This is a genomic window from Roseateles sp. (genome assembly GCF_047654805.1).
GTDB lineage: Bacteria > Pseudomonadota > Gammaproteobacteria > Burkholderiales > Burkholderiaceae_C > Pelomonas.
Genome location: NZ_JASGIV010000001.1, coordinates 1,798,315 through 1,824,773, shown reverse-complemented (window position 1 = coordinate 1,824,773; position 26,459 = coordinate 1,798,315). Strand labels below are relative to the sequence as shown.

The 26,459-nt window shown below is 67.3% G+C and carries 12 protein-coding genes; 7 read left to right on the top strand and 5 right to left on the bottom strand.

Features of this window, described 5'->3' with window-relative positions; all coding sequences use genetic code 11:
- Window positions 1–2 precede the first annotated feature (2 nt).
- Window positions 3–893 (top strand): maltose ABC transporter permease MalG, encoded by an 891-nt coding sequence (gene malG, locus QM732_RS08115; protein WP_415655662.1) that lies wholly within the window; start codon window positions 3–5, stop codon window positions 891–893.
- Window positions 894–896: 3 nt separating this feature from the next.
- Window positions 897–3,287 (top strand): alpha-amylase family glycosyl hydrolase, encoded by a 2,391-nt coding sequence (locus QM732_RS08110; protein WP_415655661.1) that lies wholly within the window; start codon window positions 897–899, stop codon window positions 3,285–3,287.
- A gap of 122 nt (window positions 3,288–3,409) precedes the next feature.
- Here QM732_RS08110 and QM732_RS08105 read toward each other — a convergent pair whose 3' ends face one another.
- The gene (locus QM732_RS08105) at window positions 3,410–5,326 is read right to left on the bottom strand and encodes a response regulator (RefSeq protein ID WP_415655660.1); all 1,917 of its coding nucleotides are present in this window, start codon (window positions 5,324–5,326) and stop codon (window positions 3,410–3,412) included.
- 272 nt (window positions 5,327–5,598) lie between these two features.
- Between QM732_RS08105 and QM732_RS08100 the strand changes: the two genes are divergently transcribed.
- Window positions 5,599–11,136 carry a CHASE domain-containing protein gene (locus QM732_RS08100; protein WP_415655659.1) on the top strand — a complete coding sequence of 1,846 codons (5,538 nt, stop codon included), beginning with the start codon at window positions 5,599–5,601 and terminating at the stop codon, window positions 11,134–11,136.
- A 141-nt stretch (window positions 11,137–11,277) separates the two neighbouring features.
- Here the strand turns inward: QM732_RS08100 and QM732_RS08095 are convergent, their stop codons facing one another.
- The 4 genes from QM732_RS08095 to glk form a co-directional block, all read right to left on the bottom strand.
- Window positions 11,278–12,798, bottom strand: a complete 1,521-nt coding sequence (locus tag QM732_RS08095) for a tryptophan halogenase family protein (RefSeq protein WP_415655658.1) — start codon at window positions 12,796–12,798, stop codon at window positions 11,278–11,280.
- A gap of 74 nt (window positions 12,799–12,872) precedes the next feature.
- Window positions 12,873–15,146 (bottom strand): alpha-amylase family glycosyl hydrolase, encoded by a 2,274-nt coding sequence (locus QM732_RS08090; RefSeq protein WP_415655657.1) that lies wholly within the window; start codon window positions 15,144–15,146, stop codon window positions 12,873–12,875.
- Between the two features lie 129 nt (window positions 15,147–15,275).
- Window positions 15,276–18,083: a TonB-dependent receptor gene (locus tag QM732_RS08085; RefSeq protein ID WP_415655656.1), complete on the bottom strand. Its 2,808-nt coding sequence runs from the start codon at window positions 18,081–18,083 to the stop codon at window positions 15,276–15,278.
- Window positions 18,084–18,468: 385 nt separating this feature from the next.
- Complete coding sequence (glk, locus tag QM732_RS08080; RefSeq protein WP_415655655.1) at window positions 18,469–19,461, bottom strand: glucokinase; 993 nt, start codon at window positions 19,459–19,461, stop codon at window positions 18,469–18,471.
- Between the two features lie 335 nt (window positions 19,462–19,796).
- On the opposite strand from glk, the gene QM732_RS08075 reads away from it, so the two are divergent.
- The 4 genes from QM732_RS08075 (at window position 19,797) to QM732_RS08060 (ending at window position 26,430) form a co-directional block, all read left to right on the top strand.
- On the top strand, window positions 19,797–21,704 hold the full coding sequence (locus QM732_RS08075; RefSeq protein WP_415655654.1) for a glucokinase: 1,908 nt from the start codon (window positions 19,797–19,799) through the stop codon (window positions 21,702–21,704).
- Between the two features lie 165 nt (window positions 21,705–21,869).
- On the top strand, window positions 21,870–23,021 hold the full coding sequence (locus QM732_RS08070) for an efflux RND transporter periplasmic adaptor subunit (RefSeq protein ID WP_415655653.1): 1,152 nt from the start codon (window positions 21,870–21,872) through the stop codon (window positions 23,019–23,021).
- Between the two features lie 2 nt (window positions 23,022–23,023).
- Complete coding sequence (locus tag QM732_RS08065; protein WP_415655652.1) at window positions 23,024–25,033, top strand: ABC transporter permease; 2,010 nt, start codon at window positions 23,024–23,026, stop codon at window positions 25,031–25,033.
- An 8-nt stretch (window positions 25,034–25,041) separates the two neighbouring features.
- Complete coding sequence (locus QM732_RS08060) at window positions 25,042–26,430, top strand: TolC family protein (protein ID WP_415655651.1); 1,389 nt, start codon at window positions 25,042–25,044, stop codon at window positions 26,428–26,430.
- Window positions 26,431–26,459 lie beyond the last annotated feature (29 nt).

Genomic DNA, 26,459 nt, shown 5'->3' with positions numbered 1-26,459 from the left:
GAATGGCCATCGTCCTCGGCAAACAGGCCCGCTGGCGCATCCTTGCCGCGCATGCGGTGATGTGGGTCTTCATCGCCCTCACCCTCTTCCCGCTGCTGGCTGTCGTGTCCATCTCGCTGCGCCCCGGCAACTTCGCCACCGGCAGCCTGCTCCCGACAGAGATCAGCCTGGAACACTGGAAGCTGGCGCTGGGCATCCCCTACCAGGCCGCGGACGGCAGCCTCGTGCAGCCCCCGTTCCCCGTGCTGACCTGGCTGTGGAACTCGATCAAGATCGCCACCGCCTCGGCCTTGCTCATCGTCGCGATCTCGACGACCGCGGCCTATGCCTTCGCGCGGCTCAAGTTCAGCTTCAGCAAGCCCGTGCTCAACGGCATGCTGCTGCTGCAGATGTTCCCGCCGGTGCTCGCGCTGGTGGCCATCTTTGCCATCTTCGAGACCATCGGCAACTATGTTCCCGCGCTGGGTGTCGAGACCCACGCCGGCCTGGTGCTGGCCTACCTTGGCGGCATCGCCACTCATGTGTGGACGATCAAGGGCTACTTCGAGACCATCCCGGTCGAGATCGAGGAGAACGCCAAGGTCGACGGCGCCACGCACTGGCAGGCCTTCAGCCGCGTGTTGCTGCCCATGGCCGTGCCCATCCTGATGGTGGTGTTCGTGCTCGCCTTCATCGGCGCCATCATCGAATACCCGGTGGCCTCCATCCTCTTGCGCGAGGAGGCCAACCTAACGCTGGCCGTCGGCTCCAAGTACTTCCTGCACGACCAACGCTTCCTGTGGGGCGACTTCGCCGCCGCGGCCGTGCTGTCCGGGCTGCCGATCACGGTGGTCTTCCTGCTCGCCCAGCGCTGGATCGTCTCCGGCCTGACGGCGGGTGGCGTCAAGGGTTGATCCATGTTGAAGACCTGTGCGCTGTTCGCCGCGCTGCTTTGCCTCTCCACCGTGACCCACGCCAGCGCCGACTGCAAACCCGCGCCACTGGGTGACGCCACGATCTATCTGCGTGGCAACCTCAACCAATGGGTGGCCCAGGACGAGCATGCCTTCGAGTACCGCTGCGACGCCTACTACCTGAACCTCAGTGCGCAAGGCCCGCAGGAGTTCAAGCTGGCCGACGAATCCTGGACCGCCCGCCTGAGCGTGGGCGCCGATGCGAACAACCAGCCCAGCCTCGGCGCGAACACCAACCTCAGGCGCGACTTCAGCGGCGAGCACACGCTGCGCCTGAGTTTCGACTCGGCCGGTGCGCCGCAGCTGCAGATCGGCCCGAAGAGCTTCACGCCGACGCCGCCCCAGCCCGTCACCGACCGCGCGGTGCTGACGGCACGCTTTGACTCGCGCAGCAGCACCTACAAGACGCCCTTCGGCGCCCAGCCCAGGGGAAGCGAGTTCACGTTCCGCGTCACAAGCGATATGCCTGGGCTGCAGCGCGCCACGCTGGTCGTGGAGCGCCGCCGCCTGAGCGGCAACCAGGAGCAGATTGCCTACGAGCCTCTTGTGCGCATCGCGATGACGCCGACGTCGCATGGCCGGGGCACGAGCTTCTCGGCGCGCTACCGCTTCGACGACCTGGGCGTCTACGGCTACTGGTTCGAGCTGGTGACGGCAGAAGGCCGCTATGCCCTGCAGAACAACAAGGACACGGTCTACTGGACGCGCGAGAAGGGCTCCATGGGCGCAGGCACCGTCGAGCGCCTGCCCGACAGCCCGGCCCGCGTGCGGCGCTACCGCCAGACCATCCACGCACCCGACTTCAAGGTGCCTGCCTGGGCGCGCGACGTCGTCTACTACTACGTCTTCCCGGAGCGCTTTCGCAACGGCGACAAGAGCAACGACCCGCGCCCCGGTGGCGGGCGGCCACAGGACCGCTACCAGGATCGCGACGTGGAGCGCCATGCGACTTGGAACGAAAAGCCGTTCAAGCCCGGTACGGGCGATGGCTCCGATGCCCTCTACAACAACGATTTCTTCGGCGGCGACCTGGCCGGCCTGATCGAGAAGCTGGGCTACATCAAGAGCCTGGGCGCCAATGCCATCTACCTGACGCCGGTGTTCCGCGCGCCCAGCAACCACAAGTACGACGCGGCCGACTACAAGCAGATCGATCCCGCCTTCGGCACCAACGAGGACTTCGTGCGCCTGTGCGACGAGGCGGCGAAGCTCGGGCTGCGCGTGATCCCCGACACCTCGCTGAACCATGTCGGAAGCGACTCGCCGTATTTCAACCGCTTCAACAACTTCCCGGCCGGCGGCGCCTTCGACGGCGGCAAGATCAATCCCGCCTCGCCCTACGCCTCCTGGTTCAAGTTCAAGCCCGAGGAGCGCAACCCCGACCGCCAGTACCAGGGCTGGGTGGGCGTCGTCGACCTGCCCGAGATCGACAAGGACTCGCCCTCATTCCGCGCGTATGCCTACCGAGACAAGGACTCGGTGACGAACTACTGGCTGGATCGCGGTGCGGCGGGCTGGCGCATGGACGTGGCCCCCTGGGTACCCGACGACTTCTGGCGCGAATGGCGCCAGGCCGTCAAGGCCAAGAAGCCCGATGCGCTGACGGTGGCCGAGACCTGGTTCGATGCGTCCAAGTTCCTGCTGGGCGACATGTTCGACAGCACGATGAACTACATCTTCCGCAACGCCGTGCTGGACTATGCAGCTGGCAAGCCCGCCCGCGAGACCTATGCCAACCTGGAGCTGCTGCGCGAGGCCTACCCGTCGCAGGCGCTGTACGCGTTGATGAACCTGCTGTCCACCCACGACCAGGCCCGCGCGCTGCACCACTTCGGCTACCTGGACGACGGCAATGCCCAAGCGCTCAAGCTCGCCAAGCAGCGCCTGCGCCTAGCCCTGTTCTTCCAGATGACCTACCCTGGCTCACCCACGATCTATTACGGCGACGAGGTGGGGCTGGCTGGTGGCGACGACCCCTACAACCGCGCGCCCTACCCCTGGGCCGACGAGGGAGGGCAGCCGGACGAAGCCTTGCTGGCCGACTTCAGGCGGCTGACCGGGCTGCGCCACGAACTGCCCGTGCTGCGTCACGGCAGCTTGAGCGCTCCGCTGCACCTGGATGATCACGTCGTCGTCCTGGCGCGCCAGGACGGCCAGAGCTGGGCGCTGACCGCGACCAACAACAGTCCCCAGGCCCGCAGCGTCACCGTCACCCTGCCCTTTCGCACGGGCCGGCTGCGCGACGCGCTCGGCGGAGAAACGCTGGTGGTGAAGGACGGACGCGTCCAGCTCAGCCTGCCGCCGCTGTTCGGCCGGGTGCTGCTGCGCCAGTAGGCCCGCCCCCACGGGGCGACACCGCGTCAGCCAAGCCAACCAGTCCCGGGGCATGAGCAGGCGGCTGCGTCGCAGCCATGCCCTGCGTCGTCGGCGTGGTTGGGCCGGCAATCGCGCAGGGATCAGCTCCCGCGCTGAAGGTCGATGTAGAAGCTGCTGCCCTGGCCTGGCTTGCTCTTGACGCTCAGACGCCCGCCCATGGCTTGTACGAGCAGCTTCGTAATCAGCAGGCCGAGACCCGTACCCTGGGCACCCGACTTCTCCCGCCCCAGGCGGTTGAAGGGCTCGAACAGATGCTCGATCTGGTCGGAACTCATGCCAATGCCCTGGTCTCTCACCTCGATGCGCACCCCTGCCTCCTGCGGCAGGACCGAGATGGCGCAGGCTGTGTGCTGCCGCCCGTACTTGACGGCGTTGCTCAGGAGGTTGACGAGGCATTGCTGAAGGCGCCCGACATCTGCAGCAACCTGCACGTGCGGGTCCATGGCGTCCACCACGATCCGCACTCCTGCGGTCTCGGCCTGCGGCAGCACGATCTCGCAGGCCTCCTTGAGTGCCTTGCAGACGTTGACCCCTTGCATCTGCACCTGGAATGCGTTCGCCTCCAGGCGGATCACTTCCATCACATCCCGCATCAGCATCTGCAGGTGGCGCGTGGACGCCATCAGTCGCATCAGCCGCTCGGCCTGAGCCGAAGGCAGCGGGTTGAGGAGGTCCATCTGCATCAGCTCACCAACCCCCGAAATCCCATTGAGCGGGTTGCCGATCTCGTGGGCCAGGTAGGCGCTCATCATGGCCTTGGCCTTTGCGGCGGCCTCGCGCTGTTGGCTCTCTCTTTCGAGGCGCTCCAGTCGATCACGCTGCGTCACGTCCTTGAGCACGAGGGTCGTCACGCGGCCGGAACCGTCGCCCATGCGAAACACGCTGGGCTCCAGGGTCACGGACTCACCCTTGTCCGGATCGATCACGACACGCTGCGCCACCTCGCGCGAGGCATTCAGAGCCGCAGGGACTTCCATGTCAGCGAGCACTTCGGCCAAGCCACGCGCCCCGGGCAAGGCATGCTCCAAAGGCTGCCCCAGCACCCCTTGAGATTCGACCCCGAAGAGCTTGCAGGCGGCCGCGTTGATGAGGACGATGCCGCCGTCGGCGTCCACGCTCAAGATTGCGTCGGACGCGACCGCCAGGATCTCTGCCACCCGCGAGTCGCCCAAGCGCTTCCAATGCTCGTCCATTGCCTGCAGCGCGTCGTCACGATCCTTCTTCAAGCGCAATAGATTGCGTACACGCGCCAGAAGCACGGCCGGCTGGTAAGGCTTGGCGATGAAATCGGTGGCACCCAACTCGAGCGCACGAGCCTCGGTGATGGGATCGGAGACCCGGGTGACCAGGGCAATAGGCACATGTTGCAGCTTGGGATCGGCCCGCATCGCCTCGACAACCGCAAATCCGTCCAGGCCGGGCATCTGGCCGTCCAGCAGGACGAGGTCTGGCGCCTGCTGAGCCATCAGACGCAGTGCGGACGCACCGTCAGTGGCAAAGCGGATCTGTTCCACCAGGGGCGCCAGAACCCACTGCAGCAGTTCGATGGCACTGACGTCGTCATCGACGACCAGCACGCTCATGCGCACTCGGTCAGGCATCAGGCCGGCACCATCCCTTGGCGCGGCCAGGCGCAGATGGGCCTGCACGCGAGGCAGCACCTTGGTTGCTTCGATGGGCTTGGACAGGAAGTCCACGGCACCGGCCTCCAGTGCAGCCGTCTCCCAGTCGCGACCGCGATGGCTCGTGACCACGATGACTGGGAATGGTGGGCGGTCGCTCTTGCCCTTGAGCCTTCGCAGCAGCTCCAGCCCGCCCATGCCCGGCATCTCGGCGTCCAGCAGCATCAGGGCCGGCGCCTGCTCGCTCACCAGCCGCTCGGCATCAGCGGCGGAGCGGGCAAAACGCAGGCGCGCGAATCCACCAAGGATCTGACCCAGCGCCTGAATGATCGTCGGGTCGTCGTCCACCAGCATCAGATCCGGCTTGTCCTGCATCGCGCCCCCCTGGTGAGCACCGTAAGCCACTGTTTGAGCGGAACTTTGCCCGCTTTTCGGATCTTGCCGATGGAGCCCCTTCTTGCAAAGAGGCGTATATCCAGCGAGTTAGGGTCGGCGTAGCATCTGCCGGCTTCTTCTGTCGGTGATTGCCCTGTGAAGGTGGCGCGCGCGAGAAGGAGCAAAGGGAGGCAGGGGTGCAGCGCAGGCGGCTAACGTCAGGCTCGGGGGTGTTGCTTTTCGGCTGCGCCGGCCTTGCACTGAGCTTGCTGTTGTCTGTCTGGGTCCATTCCAGCAATCGCAGGCAGCTCGAAGAGCGCCTATTCAAGCAGAGCGCTGACGTCGCTGCAATCGTGCGCCAGCGTTTCGGGCTGTACGAGTACGGTCTGCGCGGAGCTCGCGGGGCCGTGGTTGCTGCGGGCGGGGCGGCCGTCACCCGGGCCATGTTCGAAGCCTACATGGCCAGCCGCGAAACGGCACGCGAGTTTCCGGGCGCGCGTGGCTTCGGCTTCATTCGAAGGGTGCCACGGCAGGCCGAGACCGAGTTCTTGTCCCGCGCGCGGGCCGAAGGCCCCGCCGATTTCACCCTGCGCACCCTGGGCAATAGCGGCAACGAGCTCTTCGTCATCCAGTACCTCTATCCGCTGGAGGTCAACCGCGCCGCGATGGGGCTGGACATCGCCTCCGAACCGAGCCGCCGCGCCGCCGCCCTGGAATCTGCTCGCGACGGCCTGCCTCACCTGACGCGACCCCTGACCCTTGTCCAGGCCGATGGCATGCCCCGTCGCGGCTTCCTGGCATTGCTGCCAGTCTATGCACCACGTGCTTCGCTACACAGCGCCGAAGCGCGCGAGGCCGCCACCGTAGGCTGGACCTTTGCCCCGCTGCTGGTGGACGATGTCCTGGCAGATCTGGGACCCCTGCTCAACGAGCTGCGAATCACGCTCACCGACTCGGGGGAAGCCAGTCCGTTCTACGAGTCAGGTGCTGCGGCGGACGATGCCCCGATCAGCGGTGTGGCCAACCACGAGATCTCCCTGTTCGGGCGGCGCTGGCAGATGAAGGCGAGTGCACGTCCAGGCCTGCTCGAAGGCGCCCATCTGCTGTCACCCCGCTGGGTGGGCTCAGCGGCAGCACTGGCCTGGGGGCTGCTTACGCTGCTGTTGTGGACATGGCTCAGGACTCGAAAGGCCTGGAGCGCAGGCGCCGCCGCCGGCATGCCGGCGGCGTCCGACACACGCGTCGCCACCTTCTTGGGCAGTCGGCTCGCGCGCAAGGCGGCGCTGGCGTTTCTCGTGTTCCTTGGACTGTTCGCATGGCTGGACTACGAGCAGCAATGGGGCCATCAGGCGACGAACGCGCAGCAGGTGCTGAAGGCCCTGGTCAACGAGCGCGTCGAGCGCATCAAGGTGACGCAGACGGCGCGTCGCAAGACCGTTTTGTTCCTGGCCGAGACGCCGCCGGTGAGGGAACTGGCCCGCTCCGCAGCGCTCGGCCCCGATGGCAAAGCCGGGCTCTCCGCATCGAGATGGGCCCTGCAGCTGCAGCAGATCTTCATCGCGCAGATGAAGTCGTCGCCCGAGGTGACCCAGGCCCGCCTCATTGGCGTCGCTGACGGAGGCCGTGAGCTCGTGCGCGTGGATCGCCGCGACGGGGACCTGGCCATCGCGCCCCCCACGGCCCTGCGTGCAGAAGGCGACGGACCGGACATGCGGCAGACGATCAACATACCGGCTGGCGAGGTGTTGGTGTCGCAGCTTGAACTGGACCGGGAACTCGGGCACCTGGCAGTCCCGCATCGGCCCACGGTGCGCTATTCGACGCCCGTCCACACCGCCAAGGGAGATGTGTTTGGCATCGTCACCCTCACCGTCGACGTGGCGCCCCGCATGGCCGAATCCGCCGCCCTGGTGCCGCCGCGAACGACGCTGTACCTTCTCAATGCCGACGACGACTTCTTGCTGCATCCAGACACCACCAAGACCTTCGGCGCCGAGCGCGGGCAGCCGTATCGCTGGGGTGATGAGTTCCACTTGGCCGACCTGCCCCGCGGGATGGACCCCAGGCAGCTGCAGGCATGGCGCGGCTCGGACGATGCCATGCTGGTCGAGGCGCGCGCCACGGTGGACCCGAATGCTGGCAGCAACACCGGGCGACTGACCTACGTTGCCGCCCAGCCAGTGCTTCCCCTCACGACGGCGGCCTACCTGACGACCGCGGCGCACCTGCTCATGCCCTTCATTGCCGGCCTTGCGGGCGCCACGCTGCTCTACTTCTACTGGGTCGGCATGCAGCGGCAGCTGCAGGCACGGGGCGAGCGACTGCGCCTGGCTTCCATCGTCGACCACTCCCGCGACGCCATCATCAGCTTGGATGAGAGCGGCCGAGTGCTCTCCTGGAACCGCGGCGCCGAGCTGCTGTTCGGCATCGAATCAGGGGTGGCGGCAGGCAACAGCCTGGTGTCCCTCGTGTCCGACCCCACCCGGCCGCTGGTGCTCGCCGGCGGCACCGACACAGCTGCCGAGCAGGAGCATTGGTGCAGGACCTCCGATGGGCGAGCCATCTTGCTGTCCATGAGCGTCTCGAGCCTGGACGGTCCAGACACCGGCGTCAAGGCGGGGACCCTTTCCGTCATCCTGCGTGACATAACCGCGGAGTGGCATGCCAGGCAGGCTCAGGCACAGCTCAACGAGAGCCTTGAGGCCCAGGTCAGGGAGCGCACCGCGGCACTCGCCCAGGAGCGCGAGCGGCTGCAGAACATCCTGCGCGGCACCGACGCTGGCACCTGGGAGTGGAATGTGCAGACCGGCGAGATCCGCCTCAACGAACGCTGGGCCGGCATCATCGGCTACACGCTGGACGAGTTGGCGCCCATGGACATGCCGGCCTGGCACGCGCGCATGCATGACGATGACTGCCGCAAGTCGCAACTGGAGCTGGAGCGCCATTTTTCCGGCGAAACCGAGCTCTACGCTTTCGAGAGCCGTATGCGCCACAAGGATGGGCGCTGGGTCTGGGTGCAGGACCGTGGGCGGGTGACAACGCGAACACCGGATGGCCGTCCGGAATGGATGTTCGGCACTCACAAGGACATCACCGCTGCGAAGACCGCACAGCTGGAACTCACCCGCCTGGCCACGCTGCTGCGGAGCGTGCTGGATGCTGCCACCGAGTTCGCCATCATCGCCACTGACCCTGATGGCCTCATCTCCATCTTCAACGTTGGCGCCGAGCGGCTGCTCGGATACGCCAGCGCCCAGATGGTGGGGCACGAGAAACCGACGCTGCTGCACCTTCCGGCCGAGCTCGATGCCCGCGCTGCCGAGCTGACCGCGCAGTACGGGCACCCCGTGGACGGGTTCAGAGTGCTGACGCAGCAAGCAGAGCTGCAAGGCGCAGAACAGCGCGAATGGACCTATGTGCGCTGCGATGGCAGCCGCCTGTCCGTGCTGCTGGTGGTCACACCCATGCGCTCGGCAGATGACCGCATCGTCGGCTATCTTGGCATCGCCGAAGATGTTTCAGCCCGCAAGCGCGCCGAGGCCGAGCTGCGGCAAGCCAAGGCCGACGCCGACGCAGCCAACGCGGCCAAGAGCGAGTTCCTGGCCAACATGAGCCACGAGATACGCACGCCGATGAACGCAGTCATCGGCATCGCCCACCTGCTGGAGTCAACACCGCTTGACGCTGAGCAGCGGCAACTGCTGAGCAAGCTGCACATCGCTGGGCGATCTCTGCTGGGCATCATCAACGACGTACTCGACCTCTCCAAGATCGAGGCTGGCGAAATGCGCGTTGAGCTGGCACCGCTATCGCCCATGCGCTTGCTGGACGAGCTGGAGCAGGTTTTCGCGCCACAAGCCCATGCCAAGGGCATCACGCTTCGCATCGAAGGCGCAGAGTCCCTGCCCCCGCTGATCGAGAGCGATGAGATGCGGCTGCGCCAGGTTCTCGTCAACCTGCTCAGCAACGCGATCAAGTTCACCGCCACGGGCGGTGTCGTGCTGCGCGTGGCGTCCGAAGTCGACGCGGACGGTGTCGAATGGCTGCGCTGGACGGTCGTGGACAGCGGGATCGGAATTGCACCCGAAGCGCTGGCGCGCCTGTTCGACCCGTTCGTCCAGGCCGACGCTTCCACCACCCGACGCTTCGGCGGCACAGGGCTGGGCCTGGCCATCGTCAGCAACCTCGGCCAGTTGCTGGGCGGCCAGGTTGGTGCGAGCAGTGTGCCAGGACAAGGCAGCGAGTTCTGGCTACGCACGCCCCTGATTTCCGTAGCGCCGGATGAAGCCTGGCCAGCCGATGCTGACGCTGTCATCGAGGTGATGGTGGTCGACGACGTGCCCGATGACCTGCACATACTGGGGCAGCTGTGCCGGGCCCTCGGCTGGCGCACCACCGAGCTTGGCTCAGGCGAAGCCTTGCTTGAGCATATCCAGGCCAGGCTGTCTGCCGGCAGGTCCATGCCCGATGCCCTGCTCGTGGACTGGCAGATGCCGGGCATGGACGGCGTCATGGCGCTCGAGTCGATCGCCCGGCAAGTCGGCGTGGAGCGACTGCCGGCCATGCTGGTGGTATCGGCGCATGAACGGTCTCGCATCGAGGCGCAGGACAACGACGGCCTGGTCGACTCCGTCCTTAGCAAGCCCGTCACCAGTTCGGAGCTTTTCAATGCCGTGAACCACAGCGTGTCCCGCCATACCGGCAGCACCGAGCGCGTGGTTTGCTCCACCCGCATCGGGGCGGTCGATGCGCAGTGGCTGCAAGGGCTGCGTGTGCTGCTGGTGGACGACAGCGAGATCAACCTCGAGGTCGGAAAGCGGCTTTTGGAGCGCGAGGGGGCCCGCGTCCACACCGCACAGGATGGGCAGCAGGCCGTTGACGTCTTGCGCGCCGATGCGCAGCAGTTCGACGCGGTGCTGATGGACGTGCAGATGCCTGTTCTGGATGGCTACGCTGCCACTGCCAGGATACGCGGCGAGCTGGGCCTCACGATATTGCCCGTGTTGGCGCTGACGGCTGGCGCGCTTGACGAGGAAAGGCGCCGGGCCGAAGCCGCCGGCATGACGGACTTCCTGACCAAGCCGTTGGATCCTGCCGCCCTCGTGCGCGCCTTGCGGCGGGCCATCGAGCACGCACGTGGCAAACCACTGCCGCTTGCGCCGCCCTCGCCGCCCCCTGACGTTCAAGCGCCCGTACCCGACTGGCCACATATCCAGGGCATCGACACTGCCGCCGTCGTGCAACGCCTCAACGGAAACCGCGAGCTGTTCCTGCGCATGCTGCAGCGCTTGTTGCGCGATTTCCCCGCGGACAAGCTGGCATCGTCATGGCCCGACGCCCTGCAGACACAGCGCGATGGCCTCGCCGCCCAAATGCACAAGCTCAGGGGCGCGTCAGGCACGCTCGGCGCCAATGACGTGTACGAGCTTTCAGGGTCGGCGGAAGACCTGCTCCGGACCTCTGGGAGCGACGCGTCCCTGCCTGCAGTCATGGAGTCGCTATGCCAGGCGCTCCAACGTCTTGCGCTGGCCTGCGAGCCGCACTTGCGGCCCAGTGACCGCGGCACTGTGCCCACAGGCCACATGCCCATCCCGTCGAAGCTCGATCCGGCAGACATCGAGGTGCTGCTGGACTCGCTGCGGCAACAAGACCTCGCAGCGGTCGAGACCATCCGACGGCTTGCTCCAGCACTGTCTGCCCACTGGGGCGAAGAAACCGTCGCCCGCCTGCAGGAAGCCGTCTCCGAACTGGATTTCGCCAATGCACTCGACATCGCCCGACAGGCATGCACGGACGCCAATCAGTGATGATGCCCCGTGCGTTTGGGATCCGAGTCAGGCCGCCCGCGTTCTAGTGTGCTGAGCTGTAGTTCGCAAACAGAATCGTTCAATGCTGGCGAGAGCATCGCATCGGCCTTCCCTTGGCGTGGCCGGGCTGGCGCCACCGACTCACACGGGCTTGGCTGCGCAGTGCTTGGCGATGTAGTCGGCATGGTCCGGCATCACCGCCACGCACTTGGCGATCACCTCGCGGACACTTTCGAGGTAGGTGGCGGTGGCGTCCTCGGACTTCAACCCGGCCAGCGGGTGGCAGGCGCGCGGCACGAGGTTCTGGCCCTCCATGACCTGCAGCCAGCCGACTTCGCTGAACAGCTCGTTGTTGAAGCGCACGATGCGACCATGGCTCTCGAACAGGCTGATCTTCTGCGCGAGCGACTGCGGCACTTCCATCCGAGCGCACTGCTTCCAGAACTCGGAGTCGTCGCGCTGGTTCAGGTGGTAGTGCAGGATGATGAAGTCGCGCACGCTCTCGTAGTTGAAGCGCGCCTGGCGGTTGAACTCATCCACATCCGCAGCCGCGAAACCACGGTCGGGGAAGAAGTCGATCAGTTGCTGGATGGCGGACTGGATCAAGTGGATGCTGGTGGACTCCAAGGGCTCCAGGAAGCCGCTGGACAGGCCGATGGCGACGACGTTTCGGTTCCAGGCCAGGCGCCGCATGCCGGTGCGGAACTTGATGAGGCGCGGCTCGGCCAGCGGCGCGCCGTCGAGGTTGGCCATCAGGATGGACGCCGCCTCGTCGTCGCTCATGTGAGCACTGCAGAAGACATGGCCGTTGCCGGTGCGGTGCTGCAGCGGGATGCGCCACTGCCAGCCGGCGCGGTGCGCCGTGGAACGCGTGAAGGGCGTGAACGGCCGTGCGGATTCGCAAGGCACTGCCCAGGCGCGGTCGCAGGGCAGCCAGTGCGTCCAGTCCTCATAGCCGGTCTGCAGTGCCTGCTCGATGAGCAGGCCGCGAAATCCCGAGCAATCGACGAACAGCTCGCCCTCGATGCGGCGCCCGCCGTCCAGTACGACGGCTTCGACATGGTCGGCCGCCTCGCCGTCGGTGCGTAGCCTGGTCTCGACGATCTTGCCCTCGACGCGCACGACGCCCAGCTTCTCGCTGCGCCGACGCAGGTAGCGTGCGTACAGGCTGGCGTCGAAGTGGTAGGCGTACGTGATCTCGCGCAGTGGCGAGTCCTCCATGTCCAGCTGCGGCGGCAGGAAGCGATTGGCCTTGCTGGCCATGCGTGCGATCGAGTAGGCCTCCAGTGGTGCTGCGCGGCCCAGCGCGCGCATGCGCAGCCAGTGCTGCTCGAAACCCACTGGCCACAGTTCACGGCCGATGCGGCCGAAACCGTGCATGTAGCGGTCACCGATGCGGCCCCAGTTCACGAACTCAATGCCCAGCTTGAAGCTGCCATAGGTCTCGCGCAGGAACTCGTCCTCGTCGATATCCAGCAGATGGTTGAAGCGCTGGATCATCGGGATGGTCGCCTCGCCGACCCCCACCGTGCCGATCTCGTCGGACTCGACGACGGTGATTCGGCAGCGGTCCTTCAGCACGGTGGCGAGCGCGGCGGCCGACATCCAGCCGGCGGTGCCACCGCCGACGATGACGATGTTCTGCAGAGGAGAGGCTTGCACAGGCGGTCCGACGAGTTGTGGATGAGGCGAACGGCGGGAGCGCCCGAAGGCGGTCCCGCCGTGCTGGCCGGCGATTATTGCCAGTTGTAGACGGTCGTGTCGGCCGTGCCGGTGGAGCTGGACGGTGACGTGAAGACGCGGTTGCTGCCACCCTCCCACACCACGTTGCCGTTGCCGTCCTTCTTGATGAACTTGAACTCGAACTGCGTGCCCTTGGGTACGCTGACCGGCAGGAACCATTGCGGGTAGTTCGGATTCATCATCACCTCGGAGGCCTTGGCCGGATCCCACGAGCCCAGCTCCGGAATGCTGCCGACGACATAGACGTTCTGCCCCACGCTGGTGGAAGCATTGACCTTGAAGATGACCTGCACCTGGTCACCCGACAGCACCTCGTAGCGGAAGGTGTTGCTGGTGTTGGCACCCTTTTGCACGGTGATGTTCAGCACGCCGGCCACGGCGGCAGCAGGAACGGTGGTCTCGATCATCGTGTCGCTGGCCGACACGACGGTCGCCGTGGTGGCACCGAACTTCACGGTGGGAGTGCCGCCAAGGCCGGTGCCGTAGACGTAGACCGTGTTGCCGGCTCGGCCCGAGGTCGAGACGACGTCGCCGATGCGTGGGATGGTGGTGCCCAGCGACGGGTTGTAGGACCAGACGCTGACGGCGCCGCCGCTCAGCACGAAGCTGGCGATCTGGCCGCCGCTGACGATGGCCGTGCCCCCCGACAGCAGCCCGGTCAGCTGGTCGCTATAGCTGCCGCCCGGCAGGCTGGTGGACAGCACCGGCACGGTGTAGCTCGTGCTCGGGTGCCGGTTCACGGCCACGACCACCTGCTTGTCGTAGAACTTGCGCGAGAACACCAGGACATCGTTGTTCGAGTAGAGCACTGCCGTCTCGCCATAGGCCAGCGCGTCGTTGGACGCCCGCAGCGCGGCCAGCTTCTGGATGGTCTGGTAGGCCGTGGTCGTCTGGCTGAAGGCGGGCGCGGCTACCTGCATGAAGCCGCGGCCGGCGATGTCGCTGGCATTGGCCGACGACATGTACTGCTCTGTGCCGTAGTAGATATTGGGCGTGCCGCGTGCCGTCATCAGCGTGGCGATGGCCGCGTGGAAAGGCTTGTCGTTCGGCTGGATGTAGCGAAAGCGCGTGACGTCGTGGTTGTCCAGGAACGTGACCGCCTGGTTCTCGTAGATGTAGTCGGCCGAGGTCTGCAACATCATGTTGCCGAACTGGGTCATGGTCTCGCTGAAGTTGCCGAAGGCGTTGGTGCTGGCGCGGTAGTACTCGAAGTCCAGGTTGTTGACGCCGGTGCGGTCAGGGAAGGTGCGGTACTCGTCGTACTTGGGGTCCGGGCGGCCGATGAAGAACTCGCCGAAGTGCGCGAGCGGGCCGCCCGCCGCGGAGTCGATGGCGTCCTTCAGACCCTTCACGAAGGCCGGGTTCATGTGCAGCGTCGCGTCATGGCGGAAGCCGTCCACGCCCATCGCCTTCCAGAAGGCCGCGGCCTTCTCCAGGTGGGCGACGACGTTGGTGTTCTCCTGCGAGAAGTCGGCCAGCGAGCCCAGCTCCTTGTGCCGGAAGCCGAATCGGCTGCTGTCGCTGCCGCGGTCGCCAAGGCCGTGGAACCAGCCATTGACGTCATTGTTCGGGTCGGCCAGCAGGTTCTCCACCGCAGACGAGCCGGAGCAGTTGTAGGGCTCGCCGGCTGCGTCGAAGCAGTAGTTGCCGCTGCCGTCCTTGTCGGGTTCGTAGAGCTTGCCGTCCTCGGCAACAAAGCCCGCCGTGGGGTTCTGCCAGCGGCTGGTGTGGTTGGTGACGAAGTCGATCACCAGCTTCATGCCCTGGGCATGCAGCGCGTCACGCAGCGCCTTGAACTTCGCGAGGCTGCCGAAGTGCTTGTTGGTCGCGAAGTAGTTGCGGACGTGGTAGCCGTGGAAGCTGGTCCAGCGATCCACGCCGCCGCCAGGCTGGTAGTCCAGGATGGCCGTGTCCCGGTTGGCATACGGCGCGGAGATCCAGACCGCCGTGACGCCCATGTTCTTCAGGTAGGGGATCTTGTTGATGATGCCCTGCCAGTCGCCGCCTTGGTAGAGCTTGAGGTCGACACCCGTCCCGTCATACAGCGTCGGATCGAAGCCGCTGGGCACGTTGTTGCCCGTGTCACCGTCGGAAAAGCGGTCCGTGATGATCTGGTAGACCACGTCCTTGGGCGTCACCGGCCCGAGCGCGCCGCTGGCGGTGAGCGCACCGGCGGGTTGCGCCAGCGCGATCGCGATGCAGGCACCCAGTGCCAGCAGTTTTCGCCGATTGACGGGCACGTTATGTCCGAGGTTGAAGAGACTCATTTCCATATCCAGCTCCATACGGTGATTGACGAGGGAGGACTCGCGCCCCGGGGGGCGTCCATGCAGGAACTTGGGGCGCGATCAGGAAACCGGGGCCTTGCAGCGAAGGCCCCGGAGGTCAGCTCAGCCTCAGAGCTTGTAGCTCAGGCCCAGCAGATAGGACTTGCCGAACTTCTTGCGGTCGGTGGTCTGGCCATTGACCGCGTCGTAGTACGAGAACCACGGGTTGGTCATGTTGCTGCCCTGTGCCAGGATGGACAGGCCCTTGAACATGCCGCTGCCGAACTCGTAGGACGTCTGGAAGTCGACGCCGGTTGAACCCTTGATGTAGACCAACTGGTTGCGGTCCTGGTAGTCGTTGATCGAGCCCAGGAAGTCTGAGCGCTTGCGCGCGGCGATGGCGATCTGGAAACCGTTGGCCTCGTAGTAGGCGCGCAGGTTGACGACCTGCTTGGACAGGCCCGGCAGCGGGATGTTGACGGTGTTGACGTTCTGCGTCGAGAAGGCCGACGCCGGCAACGCCACCGAGCTGCTCGTGTTGGAGTAGTTCACCATCACGCCGAAGCCGTCCAGCCATTTCGCGGCCAGCGACAGCGGCACGTTCACCGCCAGTTCCACACCGCGGATCGAGCCGCCCGAACCGTTGACCGGCTGGGTGAACACGCCCACCGTGCTGCCGCTGGGCGGCAGCGTGGTGCCAGGCGTCACATAGGGCTTGAAGTCGAACGGCTGGCCGACGTTCAGGATGTAGGTCTTCAGGTTCTTGTAGAAGCCGGCGACGCTGACATAGCCCTTGTTGCCGAAGTACTTCTCATAGGACAGGTCCAGAGCATCGGCGCGGAAGGGCTCTAGCTTCGGATTGCCACCGGTGCCGTTCAGGCGCTGGGGGCTGATGTCGGTCTTGAGCGTCATCTCGATCGACGTCTTCATGTCCTCCATGTTCGGTCGGGCCAGCACACGCCCCAGGCCGAAGCGCAGCACGCTGTCATTGCTCAGCTGGGCAGCGAGGTTCAGGTTGGGCAGGAAGTCGTTGAAGCTGTGGCTGTCCGACATGGGCACATAGGTGCAGCTCTTGGTCGCATCCACACAGGTTGCCTGGTCGACGCGGAAGCCCGTGGAGGTCTGCTGCGTGCGCTGCACCTGCAGGCCAATGTTGCCGCGCACGTCCAGGCCGCCGATCTTGCCGTCGATGTCGCCCTTGACGTAGGCCGTGGCCACCTTCTCCTCGACGCCCCAGCTCTTGCTGGCGATGTCCAGCACGGTCCAGGGGATCAGGTCATAGACGGTGCCCAGCGAGCCGGCCGGGTTCCAGTTGAGTGTCGGGATGCCGGTCAGGCCGCCCACGCCGACCGTGGCATTCGGGATCTCGGCATAGGCCAGGCGGTCCTTGAGCGTCCCGTCGGCGTTCAGCGCACCCTTGACGGCCAGCGCGCCCTCGGTGTCCTTGCGGTCCTTGGTACGACGGGTGAAGTTGCCGCCGATGTCCACTGCCGCCACCGGCCCCCAGGACAGGTCGGTCTTGCCGGACAGGCGGATCGCCTTGATCTTGTCCTTGGTGATGGGGTTGGCATAGAAGCCGTCTTGCACGCCGTTGGCGCCGGCCCATCCCTGCACGTCGGTCAGCTTGATCAGCTTGGGATCGGAGTAGTTCAGGCCGCTGGTGTACTTGACGTCGGCCAGGTTGGTGCCGTCAAAGCCGGAGAAGCTGATGGTGTCGGCGTTGTTGATGGTGTTGCCCGGCAGGCCGGCCGTCGTCTCGTAGCGCACTGAATGCTTGTCCACGCCCGAGTACGACAGGTCGGCCTTCAGGATCCAGGCGCCTGCGCTCAGGCGGTTGTTCCAGCCGATGGACTTCAGCTCATCGGTGTAGTCCTCGTTGTGGTTGCGGATCACGCCCTTCCAGTTCGTGAACGTGCCCGAGGTGGCGATGCCGTTGGAGACCGTTGCATTGATCAGCGTGCCGCCCTGGTCGTTGGCGCCGGCGGACAGCCCGCCCAGCGGACCCTCGAGGCCACGCTTCTTGACCGAGAAATTGCCCTTGGAATAGAAGATGTCGGCGACGGACTCGAAGTCCTTGTTCGGGCGGAACTGCAGCACCGCCATCGCACCCTTGCGGTCAAAGTCGGTGGTCTCGATATCCGTCGTGAAGCCGCCCGGCGTCTTGACCGTGCCCCCGTTGTAAGGCACGTCGGCCACCCAGCCGCCCCAGGTGTTGAAGTTGGGGCGCCCGCCGCCGTTGGACTTGTGCTTGGTCACGCCCAGGGCGACGCCGAAGGTGCGATCGGCGAACTGGTCCACGTAGGAGAACGCCGCCCGGTCGCCACTGCCCGTGCCGAAGCCCGGCAGGTTCTCGGCCTTGGTGTTGTGCTCCTTGCGGTAGTTCACGGCCATCGTGCGGCGCGCGAAGTTGAGCGGGCGGACCATCTGCAGGTCGATGGTCGACGACAGACCCTGCCCCACCAGCGAGGCGTCCGGTGTCTTGTAGATCAGGATGCCACCCAGCAGCTCGGCCGGGTACTGGTCGAACTCGACGCCCCGGCCCGTACCGGTCGACGCCTGCTCGCGCCCGTTGAGCAGGCCGCCGTTGAAGTCGGGCGACATGCCGCGCACGCTGACCTGCTGGGCGCGTCCCGTGACCGGGCTCAGCTGGATGGCCACGCCCGGCAGGCGCGACACCGACTCCGCGACGCTGGCATCGGGCAACTTGCCGATGTCCTCGGCGGAGATCGCCTCGACGATGGAGTCGTTGTTCTTCTTGACCGAGATCGCATCCTCGATGCCCTTGCGGATACCGGTGACGGTCACGGTCTCGAGTTGCTGAGCCGGCTGCTGTGCCACCGCGCCCGAAGCGGCGATGAGCAGCGTGCAGCCAAGGGCTACCGGGCTGATGCGGAACGAGTCGCGCGCGGCCGCGCGCCTGTCCTGGGTCATGGTCATGTCTGTCTCCTGTGTTTCGTCTGGATAACGGCCTGCCCTGCGGCCCATGCGCCTGGTTGACGCATGTCCCGTTGGCTAGAACCCAACGTCTCAGGCATGTTTGTATCAAAACTAGATTTGAGACCCACCCTGCGCAAACCCTAGGAATCGCACAAAAACGACCAGTTTTCAGGCAAATACCCAGGGTTAACCATGACTTATCCAGAAAACAGTTCAATCGCCCGCCGCTATCAATCCTCAAAAATACAAAACTTGTAGCTCAACTACATTCTTTGCAAATGAGTGCCCAAGGGCTGCCGAAGGCAGGCAGCAGCGCACCCGCCGCCATCGGCAGCGATGCAAGAAATCAGGGGGAAAGCGGGTGCGGGCGGACGCCCGCGCCCGGTCAGGCCTCGGCCTGCTCCAGCGCCAGCGCGGCGCCGGACAGTGCGGCGAGCGTGTCGGTGATGAGGGCCGTTGGGATGCCCGCAAGGAAGGACTGGAAGCGGCCCTTGGCCTCGAAGCGGCGGCGGAACTCCGACTGGAAGAAGCGCTCGCCCAGGCGCGGCACGATGCCGCCGCCGATGAAGACGCCGCCGCGCGCGCCCAGCGTCAGTGCGACGTTGCCGGCGAAGCCGCCCAGCATGGCGCAGAAGACGTCGAGCGTGCGAACGCAGGCCGGCGACTCGCCCGCCAGGCCCCGGGCCACGATCTGCTCGGTGGACAAGGAGGCGACATCCTCGCCTTCGCCCAGCACGGCGGCCACGGCGCGGCACAGCACGGGCAGGCCGATGCCCGACAGGAAGCGCTCGGCCGACACATGCGGGAACTCGTTGCGCGCCTGGCTCAGCACGGCGCCCTCGAAATCGTCGGCCGGGGCCAGCGTCGCATGCCCACCCTCGCCCGGCAGCGCGAGCCAGCGGCCGGGCGCCCGGACAACACCGCCCACGCCCAGGCCCGTACCCGGGCCGATGACGGCCATCACGGTGCCTGCGGCAACGTCGCCGACGGCCGGCGGCGGCGCACCCCAGGCGCGCAACTGGTGCCCACGCAGCCGCGGCAGCGACAGCGCCTGAGCCTCGAAGTCGTTCAGGCACAGCAGCGTCTGCAGGCCCAGCTCCTCCTGCGTGCCTGCGCGGGAGAAGCTCCAGGCGCCGTTGGTCAGCTCGATGTGGTCACCGTCCAGCGCCGTCGCCAGCGCGAAGGCGGCGCTGCGCGGCCTGGGCAGGCCCGGCGCCTGGCCAGCCAGGTAGGCCCGCACGGCAGCGGCGGGGCCGGCATGGCCCGCCACGGGCAGCACCCGCACATCCTCCACCTGAGCGCCCGGACCGGCCACGGTGCCGAAGCGGGCGTTCGTGCCACCGACGTCGGCCACCAGCCAAGGAAAGGCGGCACTCATGCCCGGGCTCCCGGTGCGCGGACGGCGGAGATGAAGGATGGGAGCTGCGGGAATCGGGCTTGGAAGGACACGGGGCGGAAAGGCGAGATTTCGGTCGCGGCGGACGGTAGCAAAACTACACTTTTTCGGCAATACAGATCCGCCCTGCCCTCATTTTCCTGGGAGGCAAGCGCTTTCATGCCTCGACCATCAAACCTTCTCGCCGGAAAATACGCCACCAGTCATCTGTAGTGCAGCTACAGCACCAAAAGCACCCCAGGCCACGGCAGGCCAGCCGCCGCGAAAGCCTGCTGAATAATCCGCCGCTCGATTCCTTCCAGCCCCTGGCCGCATCCATGCCCCGTTTCGACAGCCCCCGTCTGCTTGCCGACATCGGCGGCACCTATGCCCGCTTCGCGCTGGAGATCGGGCCGGGCGAGTTCACGCAGATGGCCTCGCTGCGCTGCGCCGATCACGCCGACTTCCACGCCGCCGTGCACGCCTATCTGGGCGGCCTGAGCTGGCAGGAGGGCGGCGCGCAGCAGATCGCACACGCAGCCATTGCCATCGCCAACCCGGTCGAGGGCGACCGGGTGCGCATGACCAACTACCACTGGCAGTTCTCCATCGACGAGATGCGCCAGCGCCTGGGGCTGGACACGCTGGTGGTCGTCAACGACTTCACGGCGCTGGCCATGGCCCTGCCGCGCCTGGCCGACGTGGACGTGCGCCAGGTCGGCGCCGGCCAGGCGCGCCGGCCCAGCGTCATCGGCCTGCTGGGTGCGGGCACGGGCCTGGGCGTATCGGGGCTCATCCCGGCCGGCGAAGGCTGGATCGCGCTGGGCACCGAGGGCGGCCATGTCAACTTCGGCCCCCGCGACGAGCGCGAGATGGACATCTTGAAATTCGCCTGGAAGACGCTGGACCATGTCTCCTACGAACGGCTGATCTCCGGCCCCGGCCTGGAACTCATCCACCGCGCACTGGCCGAGCGCAACGGCGTGGACGCCGAACCGCTGCTCGCGCCGGCCATCACCCAGCGCGCGCTGGAGGACGGCGACGCGCTGTGCCTGGAAACGCTGGAGGTCTTCTGCGGCCTGCTGGGCACGGCTGCGGCCAACCTGGCGGTGACGCTGGGCTCGCTGGGTGGCATCTACATCGGTGGCGGCATCGTGCCGCGCCTGGGCGAGTACTTCGACCGCAGCCCGTTTCGCAAGCGCTTCGAGGACAAGGGACGCTTTCACGACTACGTCTCCGCCATCCCGACCTTCGTCATCACGGCCGAGAACGCGACGTTCAAGGGCGCATCGGCCATTCTCGAGAACCAGCTGCGCAACCTGCAGGCCTCGCCCGGGTCGGCCATCCTGGGCCAGATCCGCCGCGCCCGCAGTGAGCTGTCGCCGGCCGAGCTGCGTGTGGCCGACCTCGTGCTGGCCCAGCCACGCTCCGTGCTGAACGACCCCATCGCCGAGATCGCCCGCGCCGCCGGCGTCAGCCAGCCCACCGTGATCCGCTTTTGCCGTTCGCTGGGCTGCGAGGGCCTGTCGGACTTCAAGCTGCGCCTGGCGTCGGGGCTGACCGGCACGGTGCCCGTCACGCACACGCAGGTCAACACCAACGACTCCATGCTGGAGCTGGGTGCCAAGGTGCTGGGCAACACGGCCAGCGCCATCCTGCAGGTGCGCAGCCACCTGAACCGCGACACCATCGACCGTGCCATCGACCTGCTGCTGTCGGCCAGTCGCATCGAGTTCTTCGCGCTGGGCCACTACGGGGTCGTCGCCCAGGACGCGCAGTTCAAGTTCCTGCGCTTCGGCATGCCCTGCGGCGCCTACACCGACCCGCGCCTGCAGCTGCTCGCCGCCGACGTGCTGCGCGAGGGCGACGTGGCGGTCGTCGTCAGCAGCGGCGGGCGGCTGCCGGAGCTGTTGTCCGTCGTCGAGAAGGCCCAGGAGCGCGGTGCCAAGGTCGTGGCCATCACGGCCAGCCAGAGCCCGCTGGCCAAGAAGGCCGATGTCGCGCTGATCGTCGACCACGTCGAGGACATCGCCACCCACCTGCCCATGGTCAGCCGCATCCTGCACCTGCTGGTCATCGACATTCTGGCGGTGGGTGTGGCGATGCGCCGCAACCCCGACAGCATCGCGGCACTGACACATGGCCCGGAGGACGACGAGGCCAAGTCCGGCCGCGGCGCCACCACGGCAGCCCCCGGCGTCAGCATGGCCTCGCCGCTGGCGCGACTGACGTCGCACAGCCGCTAGGCGCAAGGCCTGACCCCACATGACTTTCGCCAAGCCGGACTTCACTCACGACGATGCGTGAATCCGACCCGCGAGACACCATCCGACTGCTACGCTAGGCCGGATATCCATCCATCGAGTTGACGCCGACCGACGGGGCGAAGACCTCGGGGTTCTGGGAGGGACATGAAAGCATCGTTTCTGAAGCGCTGGCGCCTGCGCCTTGTCATCATCGCCCTGCTCGCCGCGGCGGGCGCGACCTGGTGGTTCACCCGCAAGCCCCCTGCGCCACCGGCGCCGCCCAGCGGCGTGGTCGCGCTGGCAGACATCACCCAGACCGTGCAGGCTGCCGGCGTGCTGCAAGCCAAGACCCGCGTCGACGTCGGCGCGCAGGTCAGCGGCCAGATCCAGACCATCCACGTGCAGCTGGGCCAGCAGGTCAAGAAGGGCGAGCTTCTCGTCAGCCTGGACCCCGAGCTGGCCCGCAGCGACGTCGCCCAGGCCGAGGCCTCGGTGGCCCAGGCCAGCGCGGCGCTGGACAGCCGGCGCATCGACGCCGATGCCGCGCGCCGTGAACTCAAGCGCCAGCAGCGCCTGCTGGCCGGCCAGGCCACCTCCGGCAACGAGGCGGAGAAGGCCGAGGTCGAACTGGCCAAGATCGAGGCCGACCTGCGTGGCCAGGCCGCCACCGTCGCGCGGCTCCAGGCCGACCTGGACAAGAGGAAGGTCAACCTCTCATACACCCGCATCACCGCGCCCATGGACGGCACGGTCGTCAACCTGCCGGTGCAGGTCGGCCAGACGGTCATCTCGGTGCAGATCACGCCGGTCATCCTGACGCTGGCCGACCTCGACACCATCACCGTGCGCACCAAGGTGCCCGAGGCCGACGTGCAGGCCATCAAGGTGGGACAGGCGGCGCGCTTCTCGACGCTGTCCGGCGAAGGCAAGCGCTATGAAGGCAAGGTGCGCGTCATCCAGCCGGTGCCGGAGCGCGCCGGCAATGCGGTCTTCTACAACGTGCTCTTCGAGGTGGACAACCGCGATCGCGCGCTGTTCAGCGACATGACGGTTCAGGTGGATATCGAGACCGGCTCGGCCAAGCAGGTGCTGGCCATGCCCATCGTGGCCCTGGGCGAGCGTGGCAAGGACGGGCGCTTCACGGTGACGGTGCTGGACGCCGCCAACAAGCAGACGCCGCGTCAGGTGAAGGTAGGCCTGCAGGACGGCGCCAAGGTGCAGATCGTCGACGGCCTGAAGGCCGGCGAGAAGGTGCTGCTCGCACCGCCGAGCGCCGCCGACGCCGCCTCCGCTCCCACCAGCGCTGCCAGCAACTGACCATGGCTCTCATCGAGCTGAAGGACGTCGCCCGGCACTACCAGCTGGGCGAGATCGACGTCCCGGCGCTGGACGGCGTCAGCCTCTGCATCGAGGCCGGCGAGTTCGTCGCCATCATGGGCCAGTCGGGTTCGGGCAAGAGCACGCTGATGAACGTGCTGGGCTGCCTGGACAACCCCACGCGCGGGCGCTTCCTCATCGGCGGACAGGACGCCAGCACGCTGGGCCCCGACGAGCTCGCCGCGCTGCGCCGCGAGCGCTTCGGCTTCATCTTCCAGCGCTACCACCTGCTGCCCCACCTGGACGCCCGCGCCAACGCCGCCCTGCCGGCCGTGTATTCGGGTGTCGGCAAGGGCCCGCGCGGCGAGCGCGCGCGGGCGCTGCTCGACCGCCTGGGCCTGGGCGGTCGGCTGCACCACCGCCCCAACGAGCTGTCCGGGGGCCAGCAGCAGCGCGTGTCCATCGCCCGGGCGCTGATGAACGGCGGCCAGATCATCCTGGCCGACGAGCCCACCGGCGCACTTGACTCGGCCTCCGGTGCCGAGATGCTGCGCCTGCTCAAGGAGCTCAACGAGCGCGGCCACACCATCATCCTCGTCACGCACGACGCGGCCGTGGCGGCCCATGCGCGCCGGGTCATCGAGCTGAAGGACGGCAAGGTGGTCGCCGACAACGGCACGCCGGCCGGCCACCTGCCGCCAACCGAGCTGCCCAGCGATGCGCCGCCGGTGAAGCAAGGCGGCCATCTGCGTCGCGTCCAGGTGCAGTGGCGCGAGGCCGTCGCCACGGCGCTGCTCGCGCTCAGGGGCAATCGGCTGCGCACGGCACTGTCCATGCTGGGCATCAGCATAGGCATCGCCTCTGTGGTCAGCATCGTGGCACTGACCACCGCCGCGCGCGCCTCCATCGAGACCGATCTCTCCAGCCTGATCTCCGGCCGCATCCCGGTCTGGCGCGGCAACCCTGCCCTGCCGCCCGGCGCCGTGGCCCAGCCCTTCAGGCCCAACGAGATCGACTCGCTGCGTGCGCTGGCCGGCGTCAAGGGCATCACGCTGAACCGCCAGATGCAGCTGACCGCGCGCCACCAGTCGCGCGACGCCATGCTCGAGGCCGTCGGGGGCGATGCCAACACCCTGAAGGCTCGCAAGCTCAAGCTGGCGCAGGGCCGCTACTTCAACGCGATGGATTTCGAGACGCGCAGCCAGGTCGCCGTCATCGACGAGAAGACGCGCGACGCGCTGTTCAAGAAGGGCGAGTCGCCGGTGGGCCGGCTGATCTTCGTCAACCCCGGCATGGCCCCCGCGACCGAGGCCGTGCCCGGTGCCCCGCCGCCCCCGACGGCCGCACTGCCCTTCACGGTCATCGGCGTCGTGGAACCCGAGGGCGGCGCCTTCAGCTTCGGCAGCTGGCTGGGCCAGCTCTACCTGCCGCACACCACCTTCTCCCGCAAGCTGGACGCGCGCGCCGACGTCGACAACTTCGACGTGCTGCTGGACCTGACCGTGCCGCCCCAGCAGGTGCGCGAGCAGCTCATCCACCGCCTCAAGGCCTTGCACGGCCGCGAAGACTTCGGCACCTGGAACGGCGAGGAGGAGTTCCGCAAGTTCCAGAGCGTGACCAGCGCAATGGCGGCGCTGTTCGCCGGCGTGGCGGCCATCTCGCTGCTGGTGGGCGGCGTGGGCGTCATGAACATCATGCTGGTGTCGGTCTCCGAGCGCACCCGTGAGATCGGCATCCGCATGGCCGTCGGCGCACGCCAGGGCGACGTGAGGCTGCAGTTCCTCATCGAGGCCGTCGTGCTGTGCTGCCTTGGCGGCCTCGTCGGCGTTGCGCTGAGCTGGCTGGCCGCGCAAGGCCTCAACGCGGCCCAGCAGCATCTTCACGTGGACATCAGCTGGACGGCGCTCGGCGTGGCCTTTGCGGTATCCAGCGGCGTGGGCCTGGTGTTCGGCACCCTGCCCGCACGGCGGGCAGCGGCGCTGAGCCCGGTCGACGCATTGGCTCGGGAGTGAAAAAAGCAATGAGACTGACCTCGATCACCCTGGCCCTGGTGCTGCTCGCCGGCTGCGCCCACGGCCCGGCCTCCCGCGCGCCCGAGGTTTCGGAAGTGCCTGCGCCCAACGCCTGGGCACTGGACGGCGGCGACGCGACGCCGGACTGGGCCGGGCTGCTTGACCCGACGCTGGCCGCCCTGCAGGCCCGCGCGCTGCAGGCCAACCGAGACATTGCGCTGGCCGCCCAGCGCTGGAAACAGGCCCAGCTTCTCGTCGAGCAGAGCCAGCTGCGCTGGACACCCAGCGCCGGCGTGTCCGCCAACGCCAGCCGACCGATCGAGACGCAAAGCACGACGCGCAACGTCGATGTCGGCGGCGTCACGGTGCCGGTGACCACGTCCACCGGCTGGAGCCGCAGTTACGGCGCCTCGCTGGGCGTCGGCTACGAGCTGGACCTGTGGGACCGCCTGGCCCAGACCACGGCAGTGCAGCGCGCGCAGGCCGAGGCGGCGCGCACCGACGTCGCTGCGGCGCGATTGCTGATCCGCAGCCAGGTGGCCGAGGCCTACTGGACGCTGGCCGCCATCCGCGCCCAGCACCCGCTGGCCCAAGCCCAGCTCGCGCTGACGCGCGAGACGCTGGAGCTGACCCGCGCCCGCGTGCGCGAGGGCAAGCTGCTGCCCATCGAGCTGGACAAGATCGCCGTCAATGTGCAGGCCGCCGAGTCGCGCCTGGCCGACCTCGCGGCCGACGCCGGACTGCAGCGCCACGTGCTGGCGCTGCTGCTGGACGAACCGCTGCCCGGCCCCGCGCCCGAAGCCGCCCTGCCCTCCGGTGAACCGCCCCGCTGGCGCCTGGCCGAACCCGCCGACGTGCTGGCGCAGCGGCCCGATGTGCAGCGTGCCCGCCTGGGGGTGGACGCCGCGCTGGCCCGGCTGCGCGTCAGCGAGGCGGACCGCTATCCGCGCCTGAGCTTCTCCGCCGCCCTGAGCACCGGCGGCACGCGCGCGAGCGACTGGCTGTCACAGCCGCTGGCAGCCTTCGCCGCCAACCTCGCCGTGCCGCTGATCGACTGGCAGCGCCTGAACCTGCAGCGCGACAGCGCCCGCACGGAGCTCGACACCGCCGCGCTGACGTTGCGCGACACGCTGCACAAGGCGCTGGCCGACATCGAGGCCCAGCGCATCGAGGCCGAGCGCACGGCCCAGCAGCTGCAGGCCAATGCCGGCCGGCTGAAGGAAGCCGCCGAGAACGAGCGCCTGGCCGCGCTGCGCTACGAGGTGGGCGCCATCGCGCGCGCCGACTGGCTGCAGACCCGCAGCGCCGTGCTCGATGCCGAGCAGACCCGCATCCGGCTGCGGCTGACGCAGTGGGTCAGGCAGGCGGCGTTGTTCAAGTCGCTGGGGGGCGCCTGACAGCTTCGCGGCGCCGCTTGATTTACGCT

Excerpts from the sequence above, each read along its gene's own strand:
- QM732_RS08065 (WP_415655652.1), top strand. The coding sequence starts at position 23,024 with ATGGCTCTCATCGAGCTGAAGGACGTCGCCCGGCACTACCAGCTGGGC.
- glk (WP_415655655.1), bottom strand. The coding sequence starts at position 19,461 with ATGAGTGCCGCCTTTCCTTGGCTGGTGGCCGACGTCGGTGGCACGAAC.
- QM732_RS08110 (WP_415655661.1), top strand. The coding sequence starts at position 897 with ATGTTGAAGACCTGTGCGCTGTTCGCCGCGCTGCTTTGCCTCTCCACC.
- QM732_RS08070 (WP_415655653.1), top strand. The coding sequence starts at position 21,870 with ATGAAAGCATCGTTTCTGAAGCGCTGGCGCCTGCGCCTTGTCATCATC.
- QM732_RS08085 (WP_415655656.1), bottom strand. The coding sequence starts at position 18,083 with ATGACCATGACCCAGGACAGGCGCGCGGCCGCGCGCGACTCGTTCCGC.
- QM732_RS08105 (WP_415655660.1), bottom strand. The coding sequence starts at position 5,326 with ATGCAGGACAAGCCGGATCTGATGCTGGTGGACGACGACCCGACGATC.
- QM732_RS08060 (WP_415655651.1), top strand. The coding sequence starts at position 25,042 with ATGAGACTGACCTCGATCACCCTGGCCCTGGTGCTGCTCGCCGGCTGC.
- QM732_RS08075 (WP_415655654.1), top strand. The coding sequence starts at position 19,797 with ATGCCCCGTTTCGACAGCCCCCGTCTGCTTGCCGACATCGGCGGCACC.
- malG (WP_415655662.1), top strand. The coding sequence starts at position 3 with ATGGCCATCGTCCTCGGCAAACAGGCCCGCTGGCGCATCCTTGCCGCG.
- QM732_RS08090 (WP_415655657.1), bottom strand. The coding sequence starts at position 15,146 with ATGAGTCTCTTCAACCTCGGACATAACGTGCCCGTCAATCGGCGAAAA.